Annotated in this window: 20 protein-coding genes; 5 read left to right on the top strand and 15 right to left on the bottom strand. The window is 71.8% G+C overall.

Going from position 1 to position 25239, the window contains the following annotated elements; all coding sequences use genetic code 11:
* The first annotated feature begins 62 nt into the window (after nucleotides 1-62).
* The gene (locus ABD954_RS07805) at nucleotides 63-2483 is read left to right on the top strand and encodes a non-reducing end alpha-L-arabinofuranosidase family hydrolase (protein WP_345485062.1); all 2421 of its coding nucleotides are present in this window, start codon (nucleotides 63-65) and stop codon (nucleotides 2481-2483) included.
* Nucleotides 2484-2522: 39 nt separating this feature from the next.
* Complete coding sequence (locus ABD954_RS07810; protein ID WP_345485063.1) at nucleotides 2523-5147, top strand: RICIN domain-containing protein; 2625 nt, start codon at nucleotides 2523-2525, stop codon at nucleotides 5145-5147.
* 171 nt (nucleotides 5148-5318) lie between these two features.
* Here the strand turns inward: ABD954_RS07810 and ABD954_RS07815 are convergent, their stop codons facing one another.
* From ABD954_RS07815 to ABD954_RS07825, 3 genes are all read right to left on the bottom strand, one after another.
* Complete coding sequence (locus ABD954_RS07815) at nucleotides 5319-7382, bottom strand: carbohydrate-binding module family 20 domain-containing protein (RefSeq protein WP_345485064.1); 2064 nt, start codon at nucleotides 7380-7382, stop codon at nucleotides 5319-5321.
* A gap of 806 nt (nucleotides 7383-8188) precedes the next feature.
* Nucleotides 8189-9508: a class I SAM-dependent RNA methyltransferase gene (locus ABD954_RS07820; protein WP_345485065.1), complete on the bottom strand. Its 1320-nt coding sequence runs from the start codon at nucleotides 9506-9508 to the stop codon at nucleotides 8189-8191.
* Between the two features lie 75 nt (nucleotides 9509-9583).
* Nucleotides 9584-11635, bottom strand: coding sequence for an APC family permease (locus ABD954_RS07825; protein WP_345485066.1), 2052 nt, complete (start codon nucleotides 11633-11635; stop codon nucleotides 9584-9586).
* 236 nt (nucleotides 11636-11871) lie between these two features.
* Between ABD954_RS07825 and ABD954_RS07830 the strand changes: the two genes are divergently transcribed.
* Both ABD954_RS07830 and ABD954_RS07835 read left to right on the top strand, forming a co-directional pair.
* Nucleotides 11872-12540: a potassium channel family protein gene (locus ABD954_RS07830; protein ID WP_177151612.1), complete on the top strand. Its 669-nt coding sequence runs from the start codon at nucleotides 11872-11874 to the stop codon at nucleotides 12538-12540.
* Entirely contained in the window at nucleotides 12540-13217 is a 678-nt protein-coding gene (locus tag ABD954_RS07835; RefSeq protein WP_345485067.1) for a potassium channel family protein, read from the top strand. Before ABD954_RS07830 ends, ABD954_RS07835 begins: the two co-directional genes overlap by 1 nt.
* 182 nt (nucleotides 13218-13399) lie before the next feature.
* Here ABD954_RS07835 and ABD954_RS07840 read toward each other — a convergent pair whose 3' ends face one another.
* From ABD954_RS07840 to ABD954_RS07875, 8 genes are all read right to left on the bottom strand, one after another.
* Nucleotides 13400-14140, bottom strand: a complete 741-nt coding sequence (locus tag ABD954_RS07840; RefSeq protein WP_345485068.1) for a DUF3159 domain-containing protein — start codon at nucleotides 14138-14140, stop codon at nucleotides 13400-13402.
* Nucleotides 14141-14143: 3 nt separating this feature from the next.
* Entirely contained in the window at nucleotides 14144-14542 is a 399-nt protein-coding gene (locus ABD954_RS07845; RefSeq protein WP_345485069.1) for an OB-fold nucleic acid binding domain-containing protein, read from the bottom strand.
* A gap of 46 nt (nucleotides 14543-14588) precedes the next feature.
* On the bottom strand, nucleotides 14589-15275 hold the full coding sequence (locus ABD954_RS07850; RefSeq protein WP_345485070.1) for a response regulator: 687 nt from the start codon (nucleotides 15273-15275) through the stop codon (nucleotides 14589-14591).
* A gap of 130 nt (nucleotides 15276-15405) precedes the next feature.
* A complete protein-coding gene (locus ABD954_RS07855; RefSeq protein ID WP_345485071.1) occupies nucleotides 15406-17964 on the bottom strand; it encodes a DUF4118 domain-containing protein in 2559 nt (852 codons plus the stop codon).
* Nucleotides 17965-18080: 116 nt separating this feature from the next.
* Nucleotides 18081-18749, bottom strand: a complete 669-nt coding sequence (locus ABD954_RS07860; RefSeq protein ID WP_345492025.1) for an ABC transporter ATP-binding protein — start codon at nucleotides 18747-18749, stop codon at nucleotides 18081-18083.
* A 278-nt stretch (nucleotides 18750-19027) separates the two neighbouring features.
* Nucleotides 19028-19798, bottom strand: a complete 771-nt coding sequence (locus ABD954_RS07865) for a DUF3710 domain-containing protein (protein WP_345485072.1) — start codon at nucleotides 19796-19798, stop codon at nucleotides 19028-19030.
* A 1-nt stretch (nucleotide 19799) separates the two neighbouring features.
* Nucleotides 19800-20312, bottom strand: a complete 513-nt coding sequence (gene dut, locus ABD954_RS07870) for a dUTP diphosphatase (protein ID WP_345485073.1) — start codon at nucleotides 20310-20312, stop codon at nucleotides 19800-19802.
* The gene (locus ABD954_RS07875) at nucleotides 20312-20896 is read right to left on the bottom strand and encodes a PaaI family thioesterase (protein ID WP_345485074.1); all 585 of its coding nucleotides are present in this window, start codon (nucleotides 20894-20896) and stop codon (nucleotides 20312-20314) included. Before ABD954_RS07875 ends, dut begins: the two co-directional genes overlap by 1 nt.
* A gap of 58 nt (nucleotides 20897-20954) precedes the next feature.
* Between ABD954_RS07875 and ABD954_RS07880 the strand changes: the two genes are divergently transcribed.
* Nucleotides 20955-21440: a DUF3093 domain-containing protein gene (locus tag ABD954_RS07880; RefSeq protein WP_345485075.1), complete on the top strand. Its 486-nt coding sequence runs from the start codon at nucleotides 20955-20957 to the stop codon at nucleotides 21438-21440.
* Nucleotides 21441-21472: 32 nt separating this feature from the next.
* On the opposite strand, the gene ABD954_RS07885 is transcribed toward ABD954_RS07880, so the two are convergent.
* The 4 genes from ABD954_RS07885 to ABD954_RS07900 all read right to left on the bottom strand — a co-directional run bounded on the left by ABD954_RS07885 (nucleotide 21473) and on the right by ABD954_RS07900 (nucleotide 25084).
* Nucleotides 21473-22471, bottom strand: a complete 999-nt coding sequence (locus ABD954_RS07885; RefSeq protein ID WP_345485076.1) for a hypothetical protein — start codon at nucleotides 22469-22471, stop codon at nucleotides 21473-21475.
* Between the two features lie 12 nt (nucleotides 22472-22483).
* A complete protein-coding gene (locus tag ABD954_RS07890; RefSeq protein WP_003955561.1) occupies nucleotides 22484-22780 on the bottom strand; it encodes a DUF4193 domain-containing protein in 297 nt (98 codons plus the stop codon).
* 396 nt (nucleotides 22781-23176) lie between these two features.
* Entirely contained in the window at nucleotides 23177-24427 is a 1251-nt protein-coding gene (locus ABD954_RS07895) for a sensor histidine kinase (RefSeq protein ID WP_345485077.1), read from the bottom strand.
* 3 nt (nucleotides 24428-24430) lie between these two features.
* Nucleotides 24431-25084 (bottom strand): response regulator transcription factor, encoded by a 654-nt coding sequence (locus ABD954_RS07900; RefSeq protein WP_345485078.1) that lies wholly within the window; start codon nucleotides 25082-25084, stop codon nucleotides 24431-24433.
* Nucleotides 25085-25239: the final 155 nt, after the last annotated feature.

The raw sequence follows: 25239 nt of genomic DNA on the forward strand, positions 1-25239 counted from the left end.
GCCCTACCGGCGCGGCGGGGCCGACGTCCCCGACCGACGTGTCCCCTGAAGAAGGTTCCCCCATGACGCAGCACATCCCACGAACACCGGGCGACCGGTACGCAGGGCCCCCGAGCAGAAGCACGAAGGGCCTGCACCGGCTCCGCCGGCGTCGCCGCACCGTGGTGGCAGGACTGTCGGCCGCGGCAGTGGTGGCCGGTGTCGTGACGTTCCTCCCCGGTTCCGCCGGCGCGGCCGGCCTGGGGACCCAGGCGGCCCCCTCGGGGAGGTACTTCGGCACGGCCGTGGCCGCCGGCCGGCTCGGCGATCCGGCGTACACGGCGATCGTCGACCGCGAGTTCACCATGATCACCCCGGAGAACGAGATGAAGTGGGACGCCACCGAGCCGTCGCGCGGCCGTTTCACCTTCGGTCCCGCTGACCGGATCGTCGACCGTGCCCTGGCGCGCGGCCAGCGCGTACGCGGCCACACCACGGTCTGGCACGCGCAGCTCCCCTCCTGGGTCGGCTCCATCCGCGACGCGAAGACGCTGCGCGCCGTGATGAACCAGCACATCACCACGCAGCTGACCCACTACAAGGGCAGGATCCACGCCTGGGACGTGGTCAACGAGGCGTTCGCCGACGGCGGCAGCGGCCGGCTGCGCGACTCGGTCTTCCAGAAGGTGCTCGGCGACAGCTTCATCGAGGAGGCGTTCCGAACCGCCCGCGCGGCCGACCCCTCGGCCAAGCTCTGCTACAACGACTACAACATCGAGAACTGGTCGGACGCCAAGACCCAGGGCGTCCACCGCATGGTCAAGGACTTCAGGTCCCGCGGCGTGCCCATCGACTGCGTCGGGTTCCAGAGCCACTTCGGGGACGGCGGCCCGCCGGCGAGCTTCAGGACCACCCTCGCCGGCTTCGCCGCCCTCGGTGTCGACGTGCAGATCACCGAGCTGGACATCGCGAAGGCCTCACCCGTCCACTACGCGAGCGCGGTCGACGCCTGCCTGTCGGTGGCCCGGTGCACCGGCATCACGGTGTGGGGTGTCCGCGACGGCGACTCCTGGCGCAGCGACGAGAAGCCCCTTCTCTTCGACGGCGACGGCAAGCCCAAGCCCGCGTACACCGCCGTCATGAACGCCCTCCGTTCCGGCTCGGGCACCACCCCGGCCGAGCCGGCCGGCCGAACCGGAGAGATCAGGGGCGTGGCCTCCGGCCGCTGCGTCGACGTCCCCGGCGCCGCCGCCAACGGCACCCGGGCCCGACTGTGGGACTGCGGCGGACAGGCCGGGCAGCGCTGGACCCACACCGCCGCGAAGCAGTTGAGGGTGGACGGCGACAGGTGCCTGGACGCCAAGGGCAAGGGCACCGCCAACGGCACCCCGGTGGTCGTCTGGGACTGCCACGGCGGCGCCAACCAGCAGTGGACCGTCAACGCCGACGGCACGATCACCGGCGTCCAGTCCGGACGGTGCCTCGACGCCGTCGGCGCCGCCACCGCGAACGGCACCGGGATCCAGCTGCACACCTGCGCGCCCGTCGGCAACCAGCAGTGGACCGCCCCCTCCGCGACGGGCGGCGGCACGTGCGCCCTTCCGTCCACGTACAGGTGGAGTTCCACCGGCCCCCTCGCACAGCCGTCGAACGGGTGGGCCGCGGTGAAGGACTTCACCCACGTGACGTACGGCGGCAAGCACCTGGTGTACGCGTCGACCGCGTCCGGGACGTCCTACGGCTCGATGGCGTTCAGCCCCTTCACGGACTGGTCCGACATGGCGTCGGCCGGGCAGACCCGGATGAACGGGAACGCGGTGGCCCCCACGCTGTTCTACTTCGCGCCCAAGAAGATCTGGGTCCTCGCGTACCAGTGGGGCGCGTCCCCCTTCAGCTACCGCACGTCGAGCGACCCCACCGACCCCAACGGCTGGTCGGCGCCCCGGCCGCTGTTCACCGGCAGCATTCCCCGCACCGAGTCCGGCACCGGCCCCATCGACCAGGCGCTGATCGGCGACGAGAAGAACATGTACCTGTTCTTCGCCGGTGACAACGGCAGGATCTACCGGGCGAGCATGCCGATCGGAGACTTCCCGGGCAGCTTCGGCTCGTCGTACACGACGGTCATGAGCGACACGGCGAAGAACCTCTTCGAGGCGCCGCAGGTCTACAAGGTCAAGGGCCGCGACCAGTACCTCATGATCGTCGAGGCGCGCGGTGCGAACGAGCGGCGCTACTTCCGGTCGTTCACGGCCTCCGGTCTGAGCGGTACGTGGACCCCGCAGGCCGCCACCGAGAGCAACCCCTTCGCGGGCAGGGCCAACAGCGGTGCCACCTGGACCGACGACATCAGCCACGGCGACCTGGTCCGCAGCGACCCCGATCAGACCATGACCATCGACCCCTGCGACCTGCGGTTCCTGTACCAGGGCAAGTCCCCCGGCGCGCAAGGCCCCTACGACCGGCTGCCGTACCGGCCCGGTGTCCTCACCCTGCGGCGCTGACCCGCCCGATCCACGGTTCCTCAAGGAGAAACACCCCCCATGAACAACCCCACGAACGGCGGGCGTCGCGGACGCCACCGCCGTCGCAGGACCGCCACCGCCCTGCTGCTCGGTGTGCCCGCCACCGTCGTGCCGTACCTCCTGTTCGCGCAGGACGACTCCCGGGCCGCGACGGTCGACGGCAGCGCCTACTACCGACTGGTCTCCGTGCGCAGCGGCAAGGTGCTGGACGTCAACGCCTTCTCCACCGCCGACGGCACCCGCATCCAGCAGTGGACCGACCAGAACACCGCCAACCAGCAGTGGCGACTGAGGCCCACCGGCGACGGCCACTACGAGCTGGTGAACCGCAACAGCGGCAAAGTGCTCGGCATAGCGGGCGATGCGACCGCACAGTCGGCTGCCGCCGAACAGCAGACCGACAGCTCCTCCGCCTCCCAGGAGTGGCGGATCGACGCCGTCAGCGGTTCCGACGCCGTCACGTTCACCTCCCGCCGGAGCGGCCAGGTCCTGGACGTCTCCGGGGCCTCCACGGCCGACGGCGCGGCGGTCGTCCAGTACCGCGGCCACGGCGGCACCAACCAGCAGTGGAGGCTGGTGAGGACGGACGGGGCCCCGGCCACCGGGACCGGACCGTACGTGTGGAAGAACGCCCAGGTGGTGGGCGGTGGTTACGTCACCGGTCTGGTGTTCAACCCACGGGAGAGGGGCCTGCTGTACGCGCGTACCGACATGGGCGGCGCCTACCGCTGGGACGCCGCGGCCGAGCAGTGGATCCCGCTGACCGACTGGATCGGCGAGAAGGACTGGAACCTGCTGGGCATCGACGCGCTGGCCACCGATCCCGTCGACCCCGACCGGCTCTACCTCGCGGCCGGCACCTACACCAACGAGTGGGCCGGCAACGGCGCGATCCTGCGCTCGACCGACCGGGGCCGCACCTTCCGGCGCACCGACCTGCCGTTCAAGCTGGGCGGCAACGAGGACGGCCGCGGGGCGGGCGAGCGGCTCGTGATCGACCCGTCCGACAACCGCACCCTGCTCCTCGGCACCCGCAAGAACGGCCTGTGGCGCAGCACCGACAGCGGGACGACGTGGCAGCAGGTCTCCTCGTTCCCCGTCAAGGACGGCGCGGGCAGCGGCGCGGGCATCTCCTTCGTGACGTACGGCCCGGCCGGCAGCCGCACGGTGTACGTCGGCGTCGCCGACAGGTCCACCTCCCTCTACCGCTCCACCGACGGCGGCGGCACCTGGCAGGCCGTCCCCGGACAGCCCACCGGACAGTACCCGCAGCACGGCGTCCTCTCCGGCGACGGCTCGCTCTACCTGACGTACACCGACGCCCTCGGACCCAACGGCGTGACGGCCGGCTCCGTGTGGAAGTACACGCCGGGCCGTGCGACCTGGAAGAACGTCTCCCCCTCCCAGGGCGGCTACGGGTTCTCCGGCCTGGCCGTCGACCCGCGCAGGCCGTCCACGGTGATGGTCACCACCCTCGACCGCTGGTGGCCCGAGGACGAGATCTACCGCACCACCGACGGCGGCACGACCTGGCAGGCGCTGGCGGACCGGTCGGTGCGCGACGCCTCCGCCGCTCCCTACGTCGGCACCCACACCGGGCACTGGATGACCGCCCTGGCCATCGACCCCTTCGACTCCGGGCACGTGCTGTACGGCACGGGCAACGGCATCTGGCGCAGCGAGGACGCCCACGCCACCGACAGCGGTGGCACCAGCCACTGGGCGGCCGGGGCGCGGGGCCTGGAGGAGACCGCGCTGATGGACGCCGTCGCCCCGCCCGGCGGCGCCGCCGTCGTGACGGCCATGGGCGACCAGGGCGGTTTCCGTCACGACGACCTGACCAAGGTGCCCGCCGGGCGGCTGGACAACCCGATGATGACCAACAGCACCGACATCGACTTCGCCCAGTCCGCGCCCGCGGTCATGGTCCGCGTCGGCCGGGGCGGGGCGCAGGACGGCGCCTACTCCACCGACGGCGGCACCAGCTGGAAGGGCTTCGCGTCCGAGCCGGTGCCCGCCGCCCGGGACGGCCGTGTCGCGCTCGCCGCCGACGGCTCGACGATCGTGTGGACCCAGGCGGGCCAGGTTCCGTACCGGTCGACCGACAAGGGGGCGAGCTGGTCGCGGGTCGGTGGTCTGGGCTCCGACGCCGTGGTCGTCGCCGACCGCTCCTCGGCCCGGACGTTCTACTCCCTGTCCGGCGGTACGCTGCACGCCTCCACGGACGGCGGGGCGACCTTCACCGCCCGCGCCACGAACCTGCCCGCCGGTCGGCTCACGGCCGTGCCCGGCGTCGCCGGCCACCTGTGGATCGCCGGCGGGAACGGGGGGCTGCTGCACTCCACTGACGGCGGCCGCACCTTCGCGCGGCTCACCACGGTACGGTCCGCCTCCGCCCTCGGCTTCGGAAGGGCCGCCCCCGGCGCCTCCTACCAGGCCCTGTACCTGATCGGCACCGTCAACGACGTCACCGGCGTCCACCGCTCCACCGACAAGGGCGCCACCTGGCTCCGGGTCAACGACGACGCCCACCAGTGGGGCGGCATCGGCGGCACCGGCGTCGTCACCGGCGACCCCGACACCTTCGGCCGTGTGTACGTCGGCACGAACGGGCGCGGGCTGCAGTACGGCGACCCGTCCTGACCCCGGGACCGGGGCAGACGTACGTGTGACGCCCCGGCGAGCGTGCCGTACGCGAGGGAAGGCCGCCCTCCTGACCGGTGGACACCTGGTCGGAGGGCGGTCTTCCGCCGCGGCGGCCTCACCACGGATCGCCCGGCCGGCGGTGGCCCGTGTGCGGACGCCGCGCGAAGGTCAGGTGCGCCAGGTGTCGTTCAGCGTGGTCCTGCCGTCGGCGGGAACCGTGGCCGTACGGTTGGCGCCGCCCTCCCAGGTGACGTTGCCCGAGGCGTCCTTGCGGATGTACTTGTACGCGAAGGACGTGCCGGCGGGCAGCTTCACGTCGAGTTTCCACACCGGGTAGGCGGCGGGGTCGAGCTTGAGGGCGGCGGCGGGCGCCCAGTTGCCGAGGGCCGGGTGGTCGCCGACGACGTAGATGTCCTGGCCGGGGACGGTGGTGGCGGTGACCGCGAAGGAGGCGCCGGGCTCGGTCTGCTGGACGCCGCAGGGGTTGCCCGTGCCGACGGTGCCGTTCCTGACCGTGACGTCGCCGGTGCCGAGGGCGTAGTCGGCGCCGTTGTTGCTGTCCCAGGCGCCGGAGCCGTTGGTGAAGGCCGCCTTGAGGCCGGTGGCGGAGCCGAGGGTGACGGTCGTCTTCACCCAGCCCGTGCACGCGCTCTCCATGGCCACACCGGGTGAGGCCGTCCAGGCGCCGCCCGTGGGGGCGTAGTGGAGGTGGTGGGCGGACCAGTTCCTGTCGGTGCCGTAGTAGACGGTGGCCGTGTTGTCGCCCGGCTCGTCGCCGAGCTTCGCGCCGATGTGGAGGGCGACGGCGTCGTGGGCGCCGATGGTGGCGGTGAACCTGCCGTCCGTACCGACGGTGTACGTGGTGCCGGTGCAGCCGCCGCCGGTGGTCGGGTCGCCGTGCTGGACGTCGCAGTAGGTACCGGCCGGAAGCGAGGTCTGGAACGTCTGGGTGAGCGCCCCGGCCTCGTGGTTGACGGCGACGAACGCCTTGCTGCCGCGGCCGAAGGCGATGGCGTTGTTGCCGTTGTCCCACCAATGGGTGAGACCGGTGCCCTCGGAGACGTTGCGGAGGGCCACCATGTTGGCGATCTGGCGCCAGGCGTGCTGGCAGGTCCAGCCGTCGCGGTGACAGGCGTTGACGTTGCCGCCGTTGGGGGCGCCGGCGTCGCGGTCGGTGAACTCGTAGCCGGAGTGGACGGACGGGGTGCCGTAGGGGTGGGCGAGCATGAGGACGTGCGCGAGTGTGTAGCGGGCGCCGTCGCGGTAGCTCAGGCTGGAGCCGTTGCGTTCGGTGTCGTGGTTGGCGACCATGGTGCCGCTCCGGCCGGAGGGCAGGTAGCCCCACGCCTCGCCGAAGTTCTTGAGGTAGGACAGCTTCTCGCCGGTCAGGACGCGTTTGAGGTCGGTGGTGTAGCGGAACTCCTGTACGTCGCCGGTGGCCACGTACTCGCTGGGTGAGACGGCCTCGCCCGCGCCGTGGATGGCCTCCTGCATCCAGTGGACGCCCGGATCGGTGAGCTTGTCGCGGATGGCGGCGAGGTCGGTGGCGGGCACGTGCTTGACGGCGTCCATGCGGAAGCCGTCGACGCCCAGCGACAGCAGGTCGTTGAGGTAGCCGGCGATCCTGCCGCGGACGTGGTCGCTGCCGGTGTCGAGGTCGGCCAGCGAGGGCTGTCCGGTTTCGCCGAGTTCGCAGTGCTGGACGTTGTAGCGGTCGGTGTAGTTGCTGCCGATGGGGCGGCGGCAGGTGTGGAAGTCGACGTCCGCATAGGTGCCGGGGTAGGTGTACTTGCCGTACGGCGTGCCGGCGGTGCCGGTGCCCGAGCCGGACGTCATGTGGTTGAGCACGGCGTCGACGACGACCTTGACCCCCGCGCCGTGGCAGGTGTCGACCATGTTCGTGAAGGCGGTGCGGTCGCCGAGCGGGCCCTGGATCTTGTAGCTGACCGGCTGGTAGGCGGTCCACCAGGGGCTGCCCTGGATGCGCTCCTGCGGCGGAGAGACCTGCACGTACCCGTAGCCCTTGGGGCCGAGGGTGCGCGTGCACTCGCGGGCGATCGAGTCGAAGTTCCACTCGAACAGCACGGCGGTGACCTTCTTGTCACCGTTGGCGGTCGGCGCGGCCACCGCCGGCTGGGCGGACGCGGTGAGGGCGGTGGTCAGGCCCAGGATCAGGCCGACGCCCGCCAGAGCGGCGGGGATTCGTCTTAAGGCAGGTGAGGTCCGGCTCATACGGCGGCTCCCGAAGGGGTGGGGGTGGGGATATGAGTCGCGGAGGTTACGGGTGCCACGCTCCGCAAAACGTTGCTGTAACTTTCGGCAAGCGGTTGAAAGTTAGAGCGCTCCCCGTGGTCGGTCAAGACCTTCTGCACGATCGCCGCGCCCGCCGTCATGGCGGCAGAACCCCTGGCGCCGCACCTCGAAGTGACGTCCGGCGCGCGGCCGCCGCGAGAAGGCCGTCGGGCTCCCGGGACGTTCGTGTCCGTCGTGGAGGAGCAAAATGCCCGGTCAGCAGCCGACTTGCGGGCGGTTCCGTACAGCGCCTTGAGCGTCTCGCGGACGCGCAGGGACTCGGCACCCGTCGCCTCCGGGGCGGATGCGGTGTTCACAAGTTTCCTTTCCTCCGCGGTCCGCCCCGCACAGGATCGGCGGCGGGACGGCATCGCCCCGCCGAGCACGACGGGCCGTGCCCCCAGCCTGGGGCCCCGGGGGCGCCGCCGGCCATCCGGCGATCGACGGGTGCACTCCCGCCGAGTGACTGGAAAAGCCGATCCGCGGTACGACCAGAGGAACCCAGCGCTGACGAGGCGTCCGTCCAGGCCGGCAGCCCAGTGGTCCGAGCATGCGGCCGCGCGGCTGGCACCCACCCAGGAGGGCGCGCCGGGAACGCCGGCCCGCGCGCTGTCAACCGGTGCCGTTGGGCGGGCTCCGTCGTCGACGCGAAGCCCTACGGGCGCACCGGACACCTCGCCCGGCTCACGGAAACGTCACCACCGACGCACATCACGCCCACTCGACAAAACCGCAGGTCAGCGGCCCTACTTCACCGGCTCCAGGATCGCCACGCACTCCACGTGGTGCGTCATCGGAAACAGGTCGAACGCCCGCAGCGTCCGCACCCGGTACCCGCCCTCGCGGAAGTACGCCAGGTCGCGGGCCAGGGCCGCCGGGTCGCAGGCGACGTAGGCGATGCGGCGGGCGGAGAGGGCGGAGAGGTGGCGGACCGTGTCCTTGCCGGCGCCGGCGCGCGGGGGGTCGAGGACGATGAGGTCGACGTCGGTGATGCCCGTGCGCGGGAGGACCGACTCGACCTTGCCCTGCTCGATGCGGACCCGCGGGAAGTCGGCCAGGTTGTGGCGGGCGTCCTCCACCGCGCGCTTGCCGGACTCGATGCCGAGGACGGCGCCCTGGTCGCCCAGGCGGTCGGCGAGGGCGCCCGCGAAGAGGCCGACGCCGCAGTAGAGGTCCAGGGCGGTCTCGCCCTTGCGGGGCAGCAGGCCCTGCATGACGGCCGTCACCAGGGTGTCGGCGGCCTTCGGGTGGACCTGCCAGAAGCCGCCGTTGCCGACCCGGTGGGTGCGGCCGTCGGCGCGCTCGCGGACGAAGGGGCGGCCGTGGACGCGGTGGACCCCGCCGTCCTTCTCCTCGACCCGCAGCACGGAGACCGGCTTGTCCAGCTCGACGAGCGGCAGCCGCGCCCCGGGCCGGGGGGTGAGGATCACCTGGCGGTCCTGGGAGCCCGTGGCCGCGACGGCCTCGATCGACGCCATGCCCTCCCAGGCGCGCTGCTCGATGCCGAGCTCCGAGACGCCCTCGGCCGCGATCATGCAGTGGTCGATGACCTCGACCTCGTGCGAGCGGTGCTTGCGGAGCCCGGCGCGGCCCTCGGCGTCGACCGCGTACTGCACGCGGGTGCGCCACTGCGGCACCTGGCCCGCGGGCAGCTTGTCGCCCTCGGCCGGCACGACGGTGCCGTCCCAGCCGGCCTCCTCGGGGGTGAGGCCCGCGAGCCGCTTGAGCTGCTCGGCGATGACCTCGCCCTTGAGGCGGCGCTGAGCACCCGGCTTGGCGTGCTGCCAGTCGCAGCCGCCGCACTTGCCGGGACCCGCGAAGGGGCACGGCGCCTCGATGCGGTCCTTGGACGCCTCCAGGATCTCGACGGCGTCGGCGCGCAGGAAGCGGGAGGTCTCCTCGCCCTCGGTGACCCGGACGCGGACGCGCTCGCCCGGCAGCGCGTGGCGGACGAAGAGGACCCGCCCGCCTTCCGTGCGGGCGATGCAGTGACCGCCGTGGGCCACGGGGCCGACCTCGACCTCGTACTCCTCCCCGACCAGCGACGAAACAGGGGTGTTCTGCATGATCGGGGGCTCCAGACAGAGAAAGAACGAGCGAAGAGGGGAGACTGGGGGCTGCTTCCACAGCAGCCCACCAGTCTAGTTGTTCTTTCCGGCCGGTTCCCGCTGCCCCTTCTCCACCGGCCCGCGGCGCACGGAGCCCGGCGCGTTCCACTCCTGGCGCTTCCTCTCGCGCTTCTTCGCGACCTCGGAGGAGCGGAGCTGGTACGGCACGGAGGTCACCATCACACCCGGCGTGAACAGCAGCCGGCCCTTGAGGCGCAGGGCGCTCTGGTTGTGCAGGAAGTGCTCGTACCAGTGACCGACCACGTACTCGGGGATGTACACCGAGACGGCGTCCCTGGGGCTCTCCTTGCGGAGGTTCTTCACGTACTCGATGACCGGCCGGGTGATCTCCCGGTACGGCGAGTCGAGGATCTTCAGCGGCACGTTGATGCCGCGCCGCTCCCACTCCGCCTTGAGGGCCCTGGTCTCGGCCGGGTCGACGTTGACGGTGAGCGCCTCCAGCTCGTGGGCGTGCATCAGCTTGGCGTAGGCGAGGGCGCGCAGGGTCGGCTTGTGCAGCTTGGAGACCAGGACGACCGATCGGACCCGGGACGGGCGGACGTACTCGTCGGGGCGCTCCTCGGCGGCGGCGATCTCCGCGGCCACCGAGTCGTAGTGCTTACGGATCGCGGTCATCGTCACGTAGAAGATCACCATGCCGAGCAGCGCGACCCAGGCGCCGTGGGTGAACTTGGTGGCGAGGACGACGACCAGGACGAGACCGGTGAAGAAGGCGCCGAAGGTGTTGATCGCGCGGGAGCGGATCATGCGGCGGCGCTTCGCCGGGTCGCGCTCGGTCGCGAGGTGCCGGTTCCAGTGCCGGACCATGCCGATCTGGCTGAGGGTGAAGGAGACGAAGACGCCGACGATGTAGAGCTGGATGAGCTTGGTCGAGTCGGCTCCGTAGACCCACACCAGGAGGGCGGCGGCGCCGGCGAGCAGCACGATGCCGTTGGAGAAGGCGAGACGGTCGCCGCGGGTGTGCAGCTGGCGGGGCAGGTAGCGGTCCTGGGCGAGGATCGAGCCGAGCAGCGGGAAGCCGTTGTACGCGGTGTTCGCGGCCAGGAAGAGGACGAGCGCGGTGGCCGCGGCCAGCAGGACGAAGAAGAAGGTGTGCTCGCCGAAGACGGCGGCGGCGACCTGCGAGATGACCGGGTCCTGGACGTAGTCCTCGCCGACCGGCTTGCCGTTGAGCAGCAGGTCGTGGGCGGGCTTCTCGGCCATCCGGACGTCGGTGGCGGTGGCCAGGAAGATGATGCCGCAGAACATGGTGACGGCCAGGCCGCCCATGAGCGCGAGGGTGGTGGCGGCGTTCTTCGACTTCGGCTTGCGGAAGGCGGGGACGCCGTTGGAGATGGCCTCGACGCCGGTGAGGGCGGCACAGCCGGAGGAGAAGGCGCGCAGCAGCAGGAAGATCAGCGCGAAGCCGGCCAGGCCCTGGTGCTCGGGCTTGATCTCGAAGTCGGCGGTGGGCGCCCGCATGGTCTCGTCCAGGACGATGCCGCGCCAGGCACCCCAGATGATCATCGCGAAGACGCCGAAGACGAAGACGTACGTCGGGATGGCGAAGAGACCGCCGGACTCCTTCACCCCGCGCAGGTTCATGACGGTGAGCAGCACGATCACCGCGATGGCCGAGAAGACCTTGTGCTCCACGACGAACGGCACGGCGGAGCCGAGGTTCTCGATGCCGGAGGAGATGGAGACGGCGACGGTGAGGACGTAGTCGACGAGCAGCGCGCTGGCGACGGTGAGTCCGGCCTTGGGGCCGAGGTTGGTGTTGGCGACCTCGTAGTCGCCGCCGCCGCTCGGGTAGGCGTGGACGTTCTGCCGGTAGGAGGCGACGACCGTGAACATCAGGACGACGACGGCCAGCGCGATCCAGGGGCTGAAGTGGTACGCCGACAGGCCCGCGACGGACAGGACGAGGAGGACCTCGCCCGGCGCGTACGCCACCGAGGACAGCGGGTCGGAGGCGAAGACGGGGAGGGCGATGCGCTTCGGCAGGAGGGTCTCGCCGAGCTTGTCGCTGCGCAGGGCCCGTCCGATGAGGATCCGTTTGGGCACGTCGGTCAGTTTGGACACAACAGAGGATCGTAAGCGTTCGAAAAGCGCCACGCTGACCGGCACCCCCGATCCGCACGGAATCTCCCTGGTTACCACCTCGGATGCGGTCCCGGCCACTGTTGCCGCATAAGCTCGGACCGGGCAGCGCGATGGTGACGCTGCCCGCCACGGCCCGGGCGAATCGGGCGAGGAAAGTTGTGAGCAGGGTGTTTTCGCAGGTCAGCAAGACGATCAGGAGTGCGGGGTAAGGGGACGTGCACATCGTCATCATGGGCTGCGGGCGAGTGGGAGCCGCTCTCGCGCAGACCCTGGAACAGCAGGGGCACACGGTCGCGGTCGTGGACCAGGACCCGACCGCTTTCCGCCGTCTGGGCTCGGGCTTCGGCGGGCGCCGGGTCACGGGCGTGGGCTTCGACCAGGACACGCTGCGTGAGGCGGGGATCGAGGAGGCCGGTGCGTTCGCCGCGGTGAGCAGCGGTGACAACTCCAACATCATCGCGGCGCGGGTCGCGCGGGAGATGTTCGGCATCGAGAACGTGGCCGCCCGCATCTACGACCCCCGGCGTGCCGAGGTCTACCAGCGTCTGGGCATTCCGACGGTGGCGACGGTCCGCTGGACCGCCGACCAGATGCTGCGGCGGCTGCTGCCGTCGGGCGCGGAGCCGCTGTGGCGCGACCCGAGCGGCGGCGTGCAGCTGGCCGAGGTGCACACCTCTCCGGCGTGGATCGGCCACAAGGTGAGCCGGCTCCAGGAGGAGACCGGGGTGCGGGTGGCGTTCCTCACCCGCCTGGGCGAGGCGGTCCTGCCGACTTCGCAGACGGTGCTTCAGGAGGGTGACCTCGTCCACGTGATGATGCGGACGGACGAGATCGCCAAGGTCGAGGCGGCCTTCGCCGAGGGTCCCGAGGAGGGCGGTCACTGATGCGTGTCGCTATTGCCGGCGCCGGCGCGGTGGGCCGTTCCATCGCGGGCGAGCTCCTGGAGAACGGGCACGACGTCCTTCTCATCGACAAGGCTCCGACCGCCATCTCGGTGGAGCGGGTGCCGCAGGCGGAGTGGCTGCTCGCCGACGCCTGCGAGATCACGTCGCTGGACGAGGCGGCGCTGCAGCGCTGCAACGTCGTCATCGCGGCGACCGGCGACGACAAGGTCAACCTGGTGGTGTCGCTGCTCGCCAAGACCGAGTACGGCGTGCCGCGCGTGGTCGCCCGGGTGAACAACCCGAAGAACGAGTGGCTGTTCAACGAGGCGTGGGGCGTGGACGTCGCCGTCTCGACGCCGCGTCTGATGTCGGCCCTGGTGGAGGAGGCGGTGAGCGTCGGCGACCTCGTCCGGCTGCTGCGCTTCAGCCACGGTGACGCCAACCTGGTGGAGCTGACGCTTCCGCCGGAGTCGGGGATCGCGGGCACGCAGGTGGGTGACGTGGCCTGGCCGCAGGACACCTCCCTGGTGACGATCATCCGCGGCTCGCGGGTCCTGACGCCGAGCCCGGAGGAGACCCTGGAGGCGGGCGACGAGCTGCTGTTCGTGGCCACGCAGGCGCGCGAGGAGCAGCTGGAGGAGCTGCTGTCGGTCCGCCGGGAGTCCAACGAGTCCTGAGCCCGCTGCCGCCCTTCGCGGGAGCGCCGGGCGGGGTGGGTGGTACGGCGAAGGGGCCCGGGACCTGTGACAGGTCCCGGGCCCCTCTCGTGCGGCGGGCGCACCGTGGGTGCGCTCGGGGGGTGCGCGGCGACGAGGGCGCGCGGTGGGGGCGCGCCGCGGCCACGCCTGTGGGCGGGCGGCTACGCCTGTGGGCGGCCCTGTGCCTCGGCCTTGCGGGCCTTCTCCGCCTGCTCCTCGGCCTCCATCTCGGCGAAGACGTCGATGGGCGGCGGCGCCTTGGCGAGGAACACCCAGGTCAGGTAGACCGCGAGCAGGAAGGGCGGGATCTTCAGGGCGACCAGGACCCAGCCGAGCTGCGTGGTGTCGGCCCACCAGTACAGCGGGAAGAGGATCGCGCACTTCGCCAGCAGGATCAGGCCCCAGGCCCAGCTGGCCTTCGCGTACGCCTTCTTGCGGCCGGGGTTACGGGTGCGCCAGGAGAGGTTCTCCTTGAAGACCGGGCCGAGGATGAGGCCGATCAGGGGCACGCCGGCGAGGGTCGTGATGATGTACGCGAGGCCGAGGCCGAGCGTGTAGAGCATGCCCGGGAGGTAGAAGTCCTTGGCGTTGCCGGTCATCATCGCGAAGACGACACCGAAGGCGACTCCGAAGACGCCGCTGAAGGCGTGCTTGACGGTGTCGCGGCGGACCAGCCGGACGGCCACGAGGACGAGCGAGACCCCGAGGGCGGCGATGGCCGAGAAGTGCAGGTTCTTGTTGATCGTGTAGATGGTGACGAAGAGCAGGCCCGGCAGGACCGTCTCCACCATGCCGCGCACTCCGCCGAACGCCTCGAAGAGCGCGGCCTCGGTCACCGCCTTGTCGGCGACGGGGCCGGTCCCGGCTCCGTGGTCGGCGGTCGGCTTGTCGACTGACGTCACCGGCTACTCCTGTCCGAGCGGTCGCAGCTCGTATTTGGGGTTGAAGAGGACCCGCCGGCCGTGGCTCATCGAGATGCGGCCGGAGGCGATCAGCTTGCGGCCCGGTTCGATGCCCACGATGGACCGGCGGCCCAGCCAGACGACGTCCAGCGGTGCCGTGCCGTCGAACAGCTCGGCCTCCAGTGCGGGCACACCCGCCCGGGGGCGCAGGGTGACCGTGCGCAACGTACCAGTCACCTTGACTATCTGTCGGTCGGCACAGTCGGAGATGCGCGTGCACCCCGAGGCCGCGGAGTCCTCCCGGAGCTCCACCGACTCCAGTTCCTCCTGCGAGGTGGAAAGGCGGTCGAGCATACGGCGGAAGCGCCCGGCCGGCTTCTCTGTACGCGGTGCAGCACTCATACAGAAAGCGTACCGGCCCCCGCCGACGCCGGACCCGGCACCGAACTCAGTGTTCGAAGCGGTAGCCCATGCCCGGTTCGGTGACGAAGTGACGGGGGTGGGAGGGGTCCTGCTCCAGCTTCCGCCGCAACTGCGCCATGTACACGCGCAGGTAGTTGGTCTCGGTGCCGTACGAGGGTCCCCAGACCTCCTGGAGGAGCTGCTTCTGGCTCACCAGGCGGCCGCTGTTGCGGACCAGGACCTCCAGGAGGTGCCACTCGGTGGGGGTGAGCCGGACGTCCTTGCCGGCGCGGTGGACCTTCTTGGCGGCGAGGTCGACCGTGAAGCCCTCCGTCTCGACGACCACGACGCCGTCCTCGCCGCCGCCGACCGGCTCGGCCCGGCGGACGGCGGCACGGAGCCGGGCCAGCAGCTCGTCCATGCCGAAGGGCTTGGTGACGTAGTCGTCGGCGCCGGCGTCGAGCGCCTCGACCTTCTCGTCGGAGGTCTGGCGCGCGGACAGGACGAGGATCGGCACCCGGCTCCAGCCGCGCAGCCCCCTGATCACCTCGACGCCGTCCATGTCGGGCAGTCCGAGGTCGAGGACGACGACGTCGGGATGGCGCTCGGCGGCGAGCCGGAGGGCGGTGGCACCGTCCGGCGCCGCGTCGACCTCGTACTTCCGTGCCTTGAGGTTGATCACCAGGGCGCGGACGATCTGTGGTTCGTCGTCGACCACGAGGACCCGGGTCATGGAGGGGGACCTTCCTTTACGTCGGCCGGGCTTGTCGCCGGTCAGCTTGTCGCCGGTAGGGGGGCGGTTACGGGGTGGGGTTGCGGGACGGGGCGGGGTACGGGTGCGGGCGTGGCGCCCGCGGGCCGGGTCAGGTGAAGGTGTGCACCGGCGCCGTGGCGTCGGTGCCGTCCGGCGGCGGGGCGGCGTCCTGCGCGGCGGTGGGCAGGGTGAGCACCATGGTGAGCCCCCCGCCGGGGGTGTCCTCGGCGGTGAGGGTGCCGCCCATGGCCTCGACGAAGCCGCGGGCGACCGCGAGGCCGAGGCCGACACCCGAGCCGCGGGGGGCGTCGCCGAAGCGCTGGAACGGCTCGAAGATGCCGTCCTTGCCCGTGTCCGGGACTCCGGGGCCGCGGTCGGTCACCCGCAGTTCGAGACGCCGGCCGAGGACGCTGGCGCCGACGGCGACCGGGACGCCCTCGGGGCTGTACTTCACGGCGTTCTCGACGATGTTGGCGACGGCCCGTTCCAGCAGGCCGCGGTCGACGGCGACCATGGGCAGGGTCTCGGGGATGTCCAGCTCGACGCTGCCGTCGGGGACGCCGCCGAGGGCCATCGGCACGACCTCGTCGAGGTCGGTGGGGCGGATCAGCGGGGTGACGGTGCCGGTCTGGAGCCGGGACATGTCGAGGAGGTTCCCGACGAGGTGGTCGAGCCGGTCGGCGCCCTCCTCGATGCCTTCGAGGAGCAGGGCCCGGTCCTCGTCGGACCATTCGACGTCGTCGGAGCGCAGTGAGGAGACGGATGCCTTGATGCCGGCCAGCGGGGTGCGCAGGTCGTGGCTGACGGCGGCGAGCAGCGAGGTGCGGATCTTGTTGCCCTCGGCGAGCTTGCGGGCCTCCTCGGCCTGGTCGACGAGCCGCTGGCGGTCCAGGACGACGGCGGCCTGGGCGGCGAAGGCGCCCAGCACCCGGCGGTCCTCGGCGGGCAGCACCCGGCCGCTCAGGGCGAGCGCCAGGTGGTCGCCGACGGGCATGTCGACGTCGGCGTCCTCGGGACGGGCCACGGGCCGGGTGCCGACGCTCGCGGCGCAGGTCCACGGTTCGACGTCGCCGGCCCGCTCCAGGAGGGCGACGGACTCCATCGAGAAGGTCTCCCGGACCCGTTCGAGGAGCGCCTCCAGGCTGGACTCGCCGCGCAGCACGCTGCCGGCGAGATGGGACAGGACCTCCGACTCGGCGCGCAGCCGGGCCGCCTGGTGGGTACGGCGGGCGGCGAGGTCGACGACGGAGGCGACGGCGACGCCGACACCGAAGAAGACGGCGATGGCGACGATGTTCTTGGGGTCGGCGATGGTCAGCCGGTGCAGGGGCGGGGTGAAGAACCAGTTGAGGAGCAGGGAACCGAAGGCCGCCGACGCCAGGGCGGGCAGCAGTCCGCCGAGGAGCGCGGCGGCGACGGTCAGGGCGAGGAAGAGCAGCATGTCGTTGGCGAGGCCGAGGTCCGCGTCGACATGGGTGAACAGCAGGCTGAGCAGGACGGGTCCGGCGACGCCGACGGCCCAGCCCCAGGCGATGCGGGCGCGGCCGAGCCGGGCGCCGCGGGCGACGGGCAGACCGCGGCCCTTGGCGGCCTCCTCGTGGGTGACGATGTGGACGTCGAGGTCGGGGCCGGAGTCGCGGGCGACGGTCTGGCCGACGCCGGGACCGAGGATGTACTGCCAGGAGCGGCGGCGGCTGGAGCCGAGGACGATCTGGGTGGCGTTGACGCCGCGGGCGAATTCGAGCAGTGCCGAGGGCACGTCGTCGCCTATGACGTGGTGAAAGGTGCCGCCGAGGTCCTCCACGAGGGTGCGCTGGTCGGCGAGCTCCTTCGGGGAGGCGGCGGTGAGGCCGTCGCTGCGGGAGACGTAGACGGCGAGGACCTCGCCGCCCGCCCCCTTCTCGGCGAGCCGGGCGGCGCGCCGGATCAAGGTGCGCCCCTCGGGGCCGCCGGTGAGGCCGACGACGATCCGCTCGCGCGCCTGCCAGGTGGAGCGGATGTTGTGCTCGCCGCGGTACTGCCGCAGGTAGGCGTCGACCCGGTCGGCGGTCCACAGCAGGGCGAGCTCCCGCAGCGCCGTCAGGTTCCCGGGCCGGAAGTAGTTGGAGAGGGCGGCGTCGACCTTGTCGGGCTGGTAGATGTTGCCGTGCGCCATCCGGCGCCGCAGGGCCTGCGGCGACATGTCGACGAGCTCGATCTGGTCGGCGCGGCGCACGACCTCGTCGGGGACGGTCTCCCGCTGCCGTACGCCCGTGATCGACTCGACCACGTCGCCGAGCGACTCCAGATGCTGGATGTTGACGGTGGATATGACGTCTATCCCGGCGGCGAGGAGTTCCTCGACGTCCTGCCAGCGCTTGGCGTTGCGCGAGCCGGGGACGTTGGTGTGGGCGAGCTCGTCCACGAGGGCGACGGCGGGCCGGCGGGCGAGGACGGCGTCGATGTCCATCTCGGGGAAGGTGGTGCCCCGGTACGCGAGCTCCGTGCGCGGCACCGTCTCCAGGCCGTGCAGCATCACCTCGGTACGCGGCCGGCCGTGGTGCTCCACGAACGCGACCACGCAGTCCGTGCCGCGCTCGACCCGCCGATGGCCCTCGGAGAGCATGGCGTACGTCTTGCCGACGCCCGGCGCCGCGCCGAGGTAGATCCGAAGTGTGCCGCGTGCCATGGCTCGACCTTACGTCCAGCGAAACGGACATTCGGCGCGGGTGTGTGCGCTCGGGACCGTCTTGACGTGATCCTGATGGCCCGTCCGCGGTGGGCGGCGCGCTGCCGGCCGGCCGCTCAGTGCTCGATGATCTCCCCGTCGCGCAGCTCCAGCACGCGGTCGGCGAGGCCGAGGAGCTGGTGGTCGTGGGTGGCGACCAGGGCCGTGCAGCCCTCGCTGCGGACCACCGCCCGCAGCAGCTCCATGACGGCGAGGCCGGTCTCGGCGTCGAGCTGGCCGGTGGGCTCGTCGGCGATCAGCAGCGCGGGCCGGTTGGCGAGGGCGCGGGCGATGGCGACGCGCTGCTGCTGGCCGCCGGAGAGCTCTCCGGGGCGCTGGGCCGCGTGGTCTGCGAGCCCGACGAGGGCGAGGAGCAGGGCGACCCGCTCCTCGCGTTCCTTCGGGTCGGCCTTGCGCAGCCGCATCGGCACGCCCACGTTCTCGGCGGCGGTGAGGATGGGTATGAGGCCGAAGGACTGGAAGATGAAGCCGATGCGGTCGCGGCGCAGCTCCAGGAGGCCGTCCTCGCCCAGCTCGGCGAGGTCGGTGCCGTCGATGACGATGCGGCCCCGGTCGGCGGTGTCGAGGCCGCCGACGAGGTTGAGCAGGGTGGTCTTGCCGGAGCCGGAACGGCCCTTGAGGGCGACCAGCTCGCCGCGGGGGATGGCGAAGGAGACCCCGCGCAGGGCGTGGACGGCGGCGTCCCCCGTCCCGTACGAGCGGTGCAGGTCCTCGACCCGGACCATCGGCGCGCCGGCCGGGTCGTCGATCACGGCCGTGCCGGTCCGCGCGTTGCTCTCACTCACCGTGTACCCCCCTGCTGCGAACGTGTGCGCCGTCAGTATGGGCCGGTGACGGCGGCCGGTGCCAGGGCTGTGGACAACCGCCTCCGGTGCTCGTCGCCGGCTGTGGAAAAGCCCGGTGGGCCGCTTCCTCGCCCGCTCCGTACCGGGGTACGGGTGGAGGGAAGCGGCCCACCGGGCATCGCTCGCGCGGTCGGCCCGCGTCGGCGGGCCGGCCGGTGTCAGCGGATCTCGGAGATCTCCGGTCCGCGCTGCAGCTGGCCCATGCCGCCGGAGAAGCGGGAGCCGGCCTGCTCCTCCTGCTGCACGCCGTCCGGCACCATCTGGGCGTCGTTGGGCAGCTTGAGGACGATCGGGTCGCGGGGGGCCATCGGGCCCTCGCCGCGGACGACGACGGTGTCCCGGAAGATCTGCTCCAGGAGGCCGGCGGCCTCCGGCTGCACCGCGCCCTGGCCGGAGATCACGCCGCGCAGGAACCAGCGCGGGCCGTCGACGCCGACGAAGCGCACCAGCTGCACGCCGCGGTTGCCGTCCGGCAGCTGCACGGGCACCTGGGCCCGCAGCTCCCAGCCCAGCGGACCCTCGACCTCCTCGATGGCGCCGCCCTGCTGGGTGATGCCGCCCGCGATCTCGTCGCGGACCTCGCCCCAGATGCCTTCCTTCTTCGGCGCGGCGAAGGCCTGGAGCTGCACGGCGCTGTCGCGCAGCACGACGGTGGCCGCGACGATGGCGTCACCGGCCACCTCCACCCGCAGCTCCATGCCCTCGACTCCGGGCACGAAGAGGCCGCCGAGGTCCACCCGGCCCTCCTCGGGCTTGCTGACCTCGGAGATGTCCCAGGGACCGTCGGGCCGGGGCGCCGGCGGAAGGTTCACCCGGCGCGACCCCTCGGCCGTCTCGGCCGCGTCTTCGGAGTCCACCGCCTCGACGACCTGCTCGGCATCGACCGCTGCGTCCGCAGCGGCACCGCTCTTCTTGCGACGTCCGAACACGTCACTGTCCTTCCCGGTCGGATACGACCGAAGCGTATCGATTCCCACCCGTAGTGCCGTCCACGGCGGCGTGACCGCCGGTGGACCCGAAGCCCCCCTCGGCCCGCGCGGAGCCGGGAAGCTCCGCGACCTCGTGGAAGCGCACCTTCTCGACCTGCTGGACGACCAGCTGGGCGATCCGGTCGAACCGCTCGAACCGCACGCTCTCGCGCGGGTCCAGGTTGACCACGATCACCTTGATCTCTCCACGGTACCCGGCATCGACGGTCCCCGGGGCATTCACGAGCGCGACGCCGCAGCGGGCCGCGAGACCGGAGCGCGGGTGCACGAAGGCGGCGTAGCCGTCGGGCAGCGCGAGGGAGACGCCGGTGGGCAGCACGGCCCGCTCCCCCGGGGCGAGCACGGCGGCCTCGGTGGTCACCAGGTCGGCGCCGGCGTCGCCGGGGTGGCCGTAGGCCGGGATCGGCACCTCGGGGTCCAGGCGGCGGATGAGTACGTCGACGGGATTGCGCATCAGGGGTTCACCTCGAAGGCGCGGGCGCGCCTGACCTGGTCGGGGTCGGACATGGCGGCCTGGATCTCCTCCGGGCGGCCGTTGTCGATGAAGTGGTCGACCTTGACCTCGATGAAGAGGGCGTCGGCGCGGACGGCGACGGGGCCTTCGGGCCCCCCGATCCGGCCGACGGCGGTCGAGAAGATCTTGCGGCCGTGTACGGCGGTGACCTCGGCCTCCAGGTGGAGCACGGTGCCGACCGGGACGGGCCGCACGAAGTCGGTCTCCAGACGTCCGGTCACGGCGATCACCCGCAGCAGCCAGTTCAGGGAGCCGAGGGTCTCGTCGAGCGCGGTGGCGAGCACGCCGCCGTGCGCGAGGCCGGGGGCGCCCTGGTGGTCGGGGGTCACGGTGAACTCGGCGGTGACGGTCACGCCCTCGCCCGCCCGCGCCTCCAGGTGCAGCCCGTGGGGCTGTCCGCCGCCGCACCCGAAGCAGTACTCGTAGTGCGCGCCGAGCAGCTCGCCGGGGGCGGGCGCGTCGGCGTGGCGTACCGGCGGTATGGCGTCGGCCGGCGGTGTGAGAGCGGCAGATGTTCCAGTCACAGGCGCAGACCTTACCCGCGCGGCCGGGCGCGGGTCGCGCCGTGCCAAGCTTGGACGCATGCAGCAGCCTTCCGTGCCCCCGACCGCGCCCAGCTTCGACGAACGTCTGACCGCGCCCCGCTCCTGGTGGGTGATCGTGGCGCTCCTCGGCCTGTCCGGCGGGCTGATCATGTTCCCGCTGGGGACGGTGCCGACGTTCGTGGGTCTGATCGCGGCGGCGGCCCTCGCGGCGGTGGCGGTGTCGTCGTACGGCTCCGCCCGGATCCGGGTGGTGGCGGGATCCCTCGTCGCGGCGGACGCACGGATTCCGGTGTCGGCGCTCGGCGTGCCGGAGGCCCTGGACGCCGAGGAGGCGCGCGCCTGGCGCACGCACAAGGCCGATCCGCGCGCCTTCATGGTGATGCGCAGCTACGTGCCGACGGCCGTACGGGTCGAGGTGACGGACCCGGCGGACCCGACCCCGTACGTCTACCTCTCCACGCGGGATCCGCAGGGGCTCGTGGCGGCCCTGGAGGCGGCCCGCAGCGACGCTTCCGCGGCCTAGGGGCCGCAGGCGCCGGGCGGGCGGCGCCGGGTCTAGAAGTCGATCTCCTTGGGGTTCTCCGGCCGTTCCAGCGGGGGCTGGGCGGGGAGGGCGTCCCAGGGGATCTGGCGGGCGCGCAGGTCCTTGCGGACGTGCGCGGCGAGTTTCTTGGTGTCGCGCCGGTTCATGACGGCGCCGACGGCGGCGCCCACCATGAACGGGGTGAGGTTCGGCAGGTTGCGCACCATGCGCTTCATGATCTGCTGGCGCAGTTCGCGCTTGAGCTGTCCGCCGAGGGCCGCGTTGACGGTGGTGGGTCTGGTGGGGTCGATGCCGCGCTCCTCGGCCCAGGAGGTCAGGTAGGCGGTCGAGCGCTGGGTGAGGGTGCCGGGCGGCCGCAGGCCGTAGACCTCGTGCAGTTCGGCGATGAGCTTGAGCTCGACGGCGGCGACGCCGGTGATCTCCGCGGCCAGTTCGGCGGGCATCGCGGGCGGTACGGGCAGCATGGCGGCGGCGCCGATGCCGGCGCCGACGGTCGCGCTGGCGTTGGCCGCGCCGGCGACGAGCTTGTCGGCGAGCTGCTCCGGGCCGAGGCCGGGGAACTGCCGGCGCAGGGTGTCCAGGTCGCGTACGGGGACGCGCGGGGCGATCTCGATGACGCGGTCGGCGAGATAGCCGAGGCCCGCCTTGGCGCCCTGACCGCCGCGCTGGACTCCGCGCCGTACGGCGTCGATGCGGGCGCGGTCGAGCTTGACGCGGTCGAGCTGGGCACGCGCGGGGTCGGTCACGCGCCGCAGGACGCCTCCCTTGGGGCGGTCGGCCCCGGGGCTGCCGTCCTGGTCGGGCCGGTGGTCGGCCTGGTGCGGCGCTGCTTCGAGCGAGGCCGCGTGGCCTCGCTCGTCGTCACGTGCGCCAGGGGTGGGCAGGGGGGCGGAGTGCTCGGCGGAGGAGGTGTCATGACCGCCCTCTGCCGGGCCCGAGCCGCCCTTGTACGCCTCCGGCCTCCCGGGGAGTCGGAGCCGTCGCTTCCGAGACGGTGTGTCGCCTGCCACGGCCGCTCGGTCTCAGTCGCAGTCGCGGCAGATCGGCTGGCCGTTCTTCTCCCGAGCCAGCTGGCTGCGGTGGTGCACGAGGAAGCAGCTCATGCAGGTGAACTCGTCGGCCTGCTTGGGCAGGACCCGGACGGCCAGCTCCTCGTTCGAGAGGTCGGCGCCCGGAAGCTCCAGGCCCTCGGCGGCCTCGAACTCGTCGACGTCGACGGTCGAGGTCGACTTGTCGTTCCGGCGGGCCTTCAGTTCTTCAAGGCTGTCCGAGTCGACGTCGTCGTCGGTCTTGCGTGGGGTGTCGTAATCCGTTGCCATGTCGCTCTCCCCCTCTGGGTGGTTTGCGGTGTCTCCAGCGCACGTAACGCGTGAGAGGCCGGACTTGTGCCCGACCCGAGGCGGAGATTTTGCCTCACATCAAGGTCTGTTACTCAATCGACACCCAATGCGCCCTCTCACGAGTGAGCGGCTTTGGGTGGCGAACCGGACCGTACACGGTCCGTCGGCCGTCCCTCTCAGGCGCCACCCCGTGTACTTCCCGTCATACGGACCCCCGGAAACCCGGACTTTTCAGGGTTTTCCGAGGGAATTCGCGATCACGGAGAGTGGAGGGGCAGGCGCCCATTCCTGTGATCGATCACACAGGAGCGTCTCAGGAATGGGAACCGGAAATTCCGCGCAAAGCGAACAAATCCGGTCGGCTCGTGCAGTGTGTCAGATCGGGAGAGTGACACGCATCACGAGGCCACCGCCCTCGCGGGGCTCCGCGATGATACGGCCCCCGTGGGCACGCGCGACGGAGCGCGCGATCGACAGGCCGAGACCGACCCCCTTGTCGCTCCCGGTGCGCTCCTGACGGAGGCGCCGGAATGGCTCGAAAAGGTTGTCGATCTCGTAGGCGGGGACCACGGGACCCGTATTGGAGACCTCCAGGACCGCCTGACCGTTGCCCGTCGCCGTGGTGACCTCCACCCAGCCCTCCTCCGGGACGTTGTACCGGACGGCGTTCTGCACCAGGTTCAGGGCGATCCGCTCCAGCAGCACGCCGTTGCCCTGGACCACGGCCGGCGCGCGCTCGCCCCGGAACTCCACGCCCTTCGCCTCGGCCTCGGCGCGCACCTGGTCCATGGCGCGGGAAGCGACCTCCGCGAGGTCGACCGGCTTGCGCTCGACGATCTCGTTGTCGCTGCGGGCCAGCAACAGCAGGCCCTCGACCAGCTGCTCGCTGCGCTCGTTGGTGGCCAGCAGCGTCTTTCCGAGCTGCTGGAGCTCCACCGGCGCCTCGGGGTCCGAGAGCTGGACCTCCAGGAGCGTGCGGTTGATCGCGAGCGGGGTGCGCAGCTCGTGCGAGGCGTTGGCGACGAAGCGCTGCTGGGCGCCGAAGGCGCGCTCCAGGCGCTCCAGCATCTCGTCGAAGGTGTCGGCGAGCTCCTTGAGCTCGTCGTCGGGGCCGTCCAGCTCGATCCGCCGGGACAGATCGGATCCGGCCACCTGACGGGCGGTCCGGGTGATCCGGCCGAGCGGAGACAGGACCCGTCCCGCCATCGCGTAGCCGAAGGCGAAGGCGATGATGCTCAGGCCGAGGAGGGCGAACAGGGAGCGGCGCAGCAGGTCGTCCAGGGCCCGGTCGCTCTGGTGGCGCAGGCACATGGAGACGGCGTTGTTGAGCTGCTCGCCCGTGAAGGGTTCGCCGGTGGACGTCTTGGGCAGCTGGCACCAGTCGGTGGTCGGCGTGACCGTGCCGCTGACGACCTTGAAGGGCAGCTGGGAGGTGCTGTCCCGCAGGGCCTGCGCGGTGAACAGGTAGATGATCGCGAGCAGCAGGATGCCGGCGATCAGGAACATCCCGCCGTAGAGCAGGGTGAGCCTTATCCGGATGGTCGGCCGCAGCAGCGGGCGCACCGGGTCTCTGGGGTCCCACGTCGGTTTCGGGGGCGCGTTGACGGGCGCCGGGGAGTGCGGCATCGGTCAGATCCGGTATCCCGAACCGGGCACGGTGACGATCACCGGGGGCTCGCCCAGCTTGCGGCGCAGCGTCATCACGGTGACGCGCACGACGTTGGTGAACGGGTCGGTGTTCTCGTCCCAGGCCTTCTCCAGGAGCTGCTCCGCCGAGACGACGGCGCCCTCGCTGCGCATCAGGACCTCCAGGACCGCGAACTCCTTGGGCGCGAGCTGGACCTCCTTGCCGTCGCGGAAGACCTCGCGGCGGTTGGGGTCCAGCTTGATGCCGGCGCGCTCCAGGACGGGCGGGAGGGGGACGGTGGTGCGGCGGCCGAGGGCGCGGACGCGGGCGGTGAGCTCGCTGAAGGCGAAGGGCTTGGGGAGGTAGTCGTCCGCGCCGAGCTCCAGGCCCTCCACCCGGTCGCTGACGTCCCCGGAGGCGGTGAGCATCAGGACGCGGGTGGGCATGCCGAGCTCGACGATCTTGCGGCAGACGTCGTCGCCGTGGACCAGGGGGAGGTCGCGGTCGAGGACCACGACGTCGTAGTCGTTGACCCCGACGCGCTCCAGGGCCGCGGCGCCGTCGTACACGACGTCGACCGCCATGGCCTCCCGGCGCAGGCCGGTGGCCACCGCATCCGCGAGCAGCTGCTCGTCCTCGACGACGAGTACGCGCACGTGTCTCAGTCCTTTCCTGGGCCCTGGTCCTGGACGCGGACGGGCGGTTTCGCGCACTGACTGTGCGTGTCCATCCTGCCCCGAACGCGCGTAAACCGGCTGTAAGGCGGCGATGCGGGGGCCCGCGGGCCGGGCGGGGCGGGGCCGGGCCGGTG

The sequence above is a fragment of the Streptomyces roseoviridis genome, from assembly GCF_039535235.1.
Lineage (GTDB): Bacteria > Actinomycetota > Actinomycetes > Streptomycetales > Streptomycetaceae > Streptomyces > Streptomyces roseoviridis.

Excerpts from the sequence above, each read along its gene's own strand:
- ABD954_RS07805 (WP_345485062.1), top strand. The coding sequence starts at position 63 with ATGACGCAGCACATCCCACGAACACCGGGCGACCGGTACGCAGGGCCC.
- ABD954_RS07810 (WP_345485063.1), top strand. The coding sequence starts at position 2,523 with ATGAACAACCCCACGAACGGCGGGCGTCGCGGACGCCACCGCCGTCGC.
- ABD954_RS07815 (WP_345485064.1), bottom strand. The coding sequence starts at position 7,382 with ATGAGCCGGACCTCACCTGCCTTAAGACGAATCCCCGCCGCTCTGGCG.
- ABD954_RS07820 (WP_345485065.1), bottom strand. The coding sequence starts at position 9,508 with ATGCAGAACACCCCTGTTTCGTCGCTGGTCGGGGAGGAGTACGAGGTC.
- ABD954_RS07835 (WP_345485067.1), top strand. The coding sequence starts at position 12,540 with ATGCGTGTCGCTATTGCCGGCGCCGGCGCGGTGGGCCGTTCCATCGCG.
- ABD954_RS07845 (WP_345485069.1), bottom strand. The coding sequence starts at position 14,542 with ATGAGTGCTGCACCGCGTACAGAGAAGCCGGCCGGGCGCTTCCGCCGT.
- ABD954_RS07850 (WP_345485070.1), bottom strand. The coding sequence starts at position 15,275 with ATGACCCGGGTCCTCGTGGTCGACGACGAACCACAGATCGTCCGCGCC.
- ABD954_RS07855 (WP_345485071.1), bottom strand. The coding sequence starts at position 17,964 with ATGGCACGCGGCACACTTCGGATCTACCTCGGCGCGGCGCCGGGCGTC.
- ABD954_RS07860 (WP_345492025.1), bottom strand. The coding sequence starts at position 18,749 with ATGGTCCGGGTCGAGGACCTGCACCGCTCGTACGGGACGGGGGACGCC.
- dut (WP_345485073.1), bottom strand. The coding sequence starts at position 20,312 with ATGCGCAATCCCGTCGACGTACTCATCCGCCGCCTGGACCCCGAGGTG.
- ABD954_RS07880 (WP_345485075.1), top strand. The coding sequence starts at position 20,955 with ATGCAGCAGCCTTCCGTGCCCCCGACCGCGCCCAGCTTCGACGAACGT.
- ABD954_RS07890 (WP_003955561.1), bottom strand. The coding sequence starts at position 22,780 with ATGGCAACGGATTACGACACCCCACGCAAGACCGACGACGACGTCGAC.
- ABD954_RS07895 (WP_345485077.1), bottom strand. The coding sequence starts at position 24,427 with ATGCCGCACTCCCCGGCGCCCGTCAACGCGCCCCCGAAACCGACGTGG.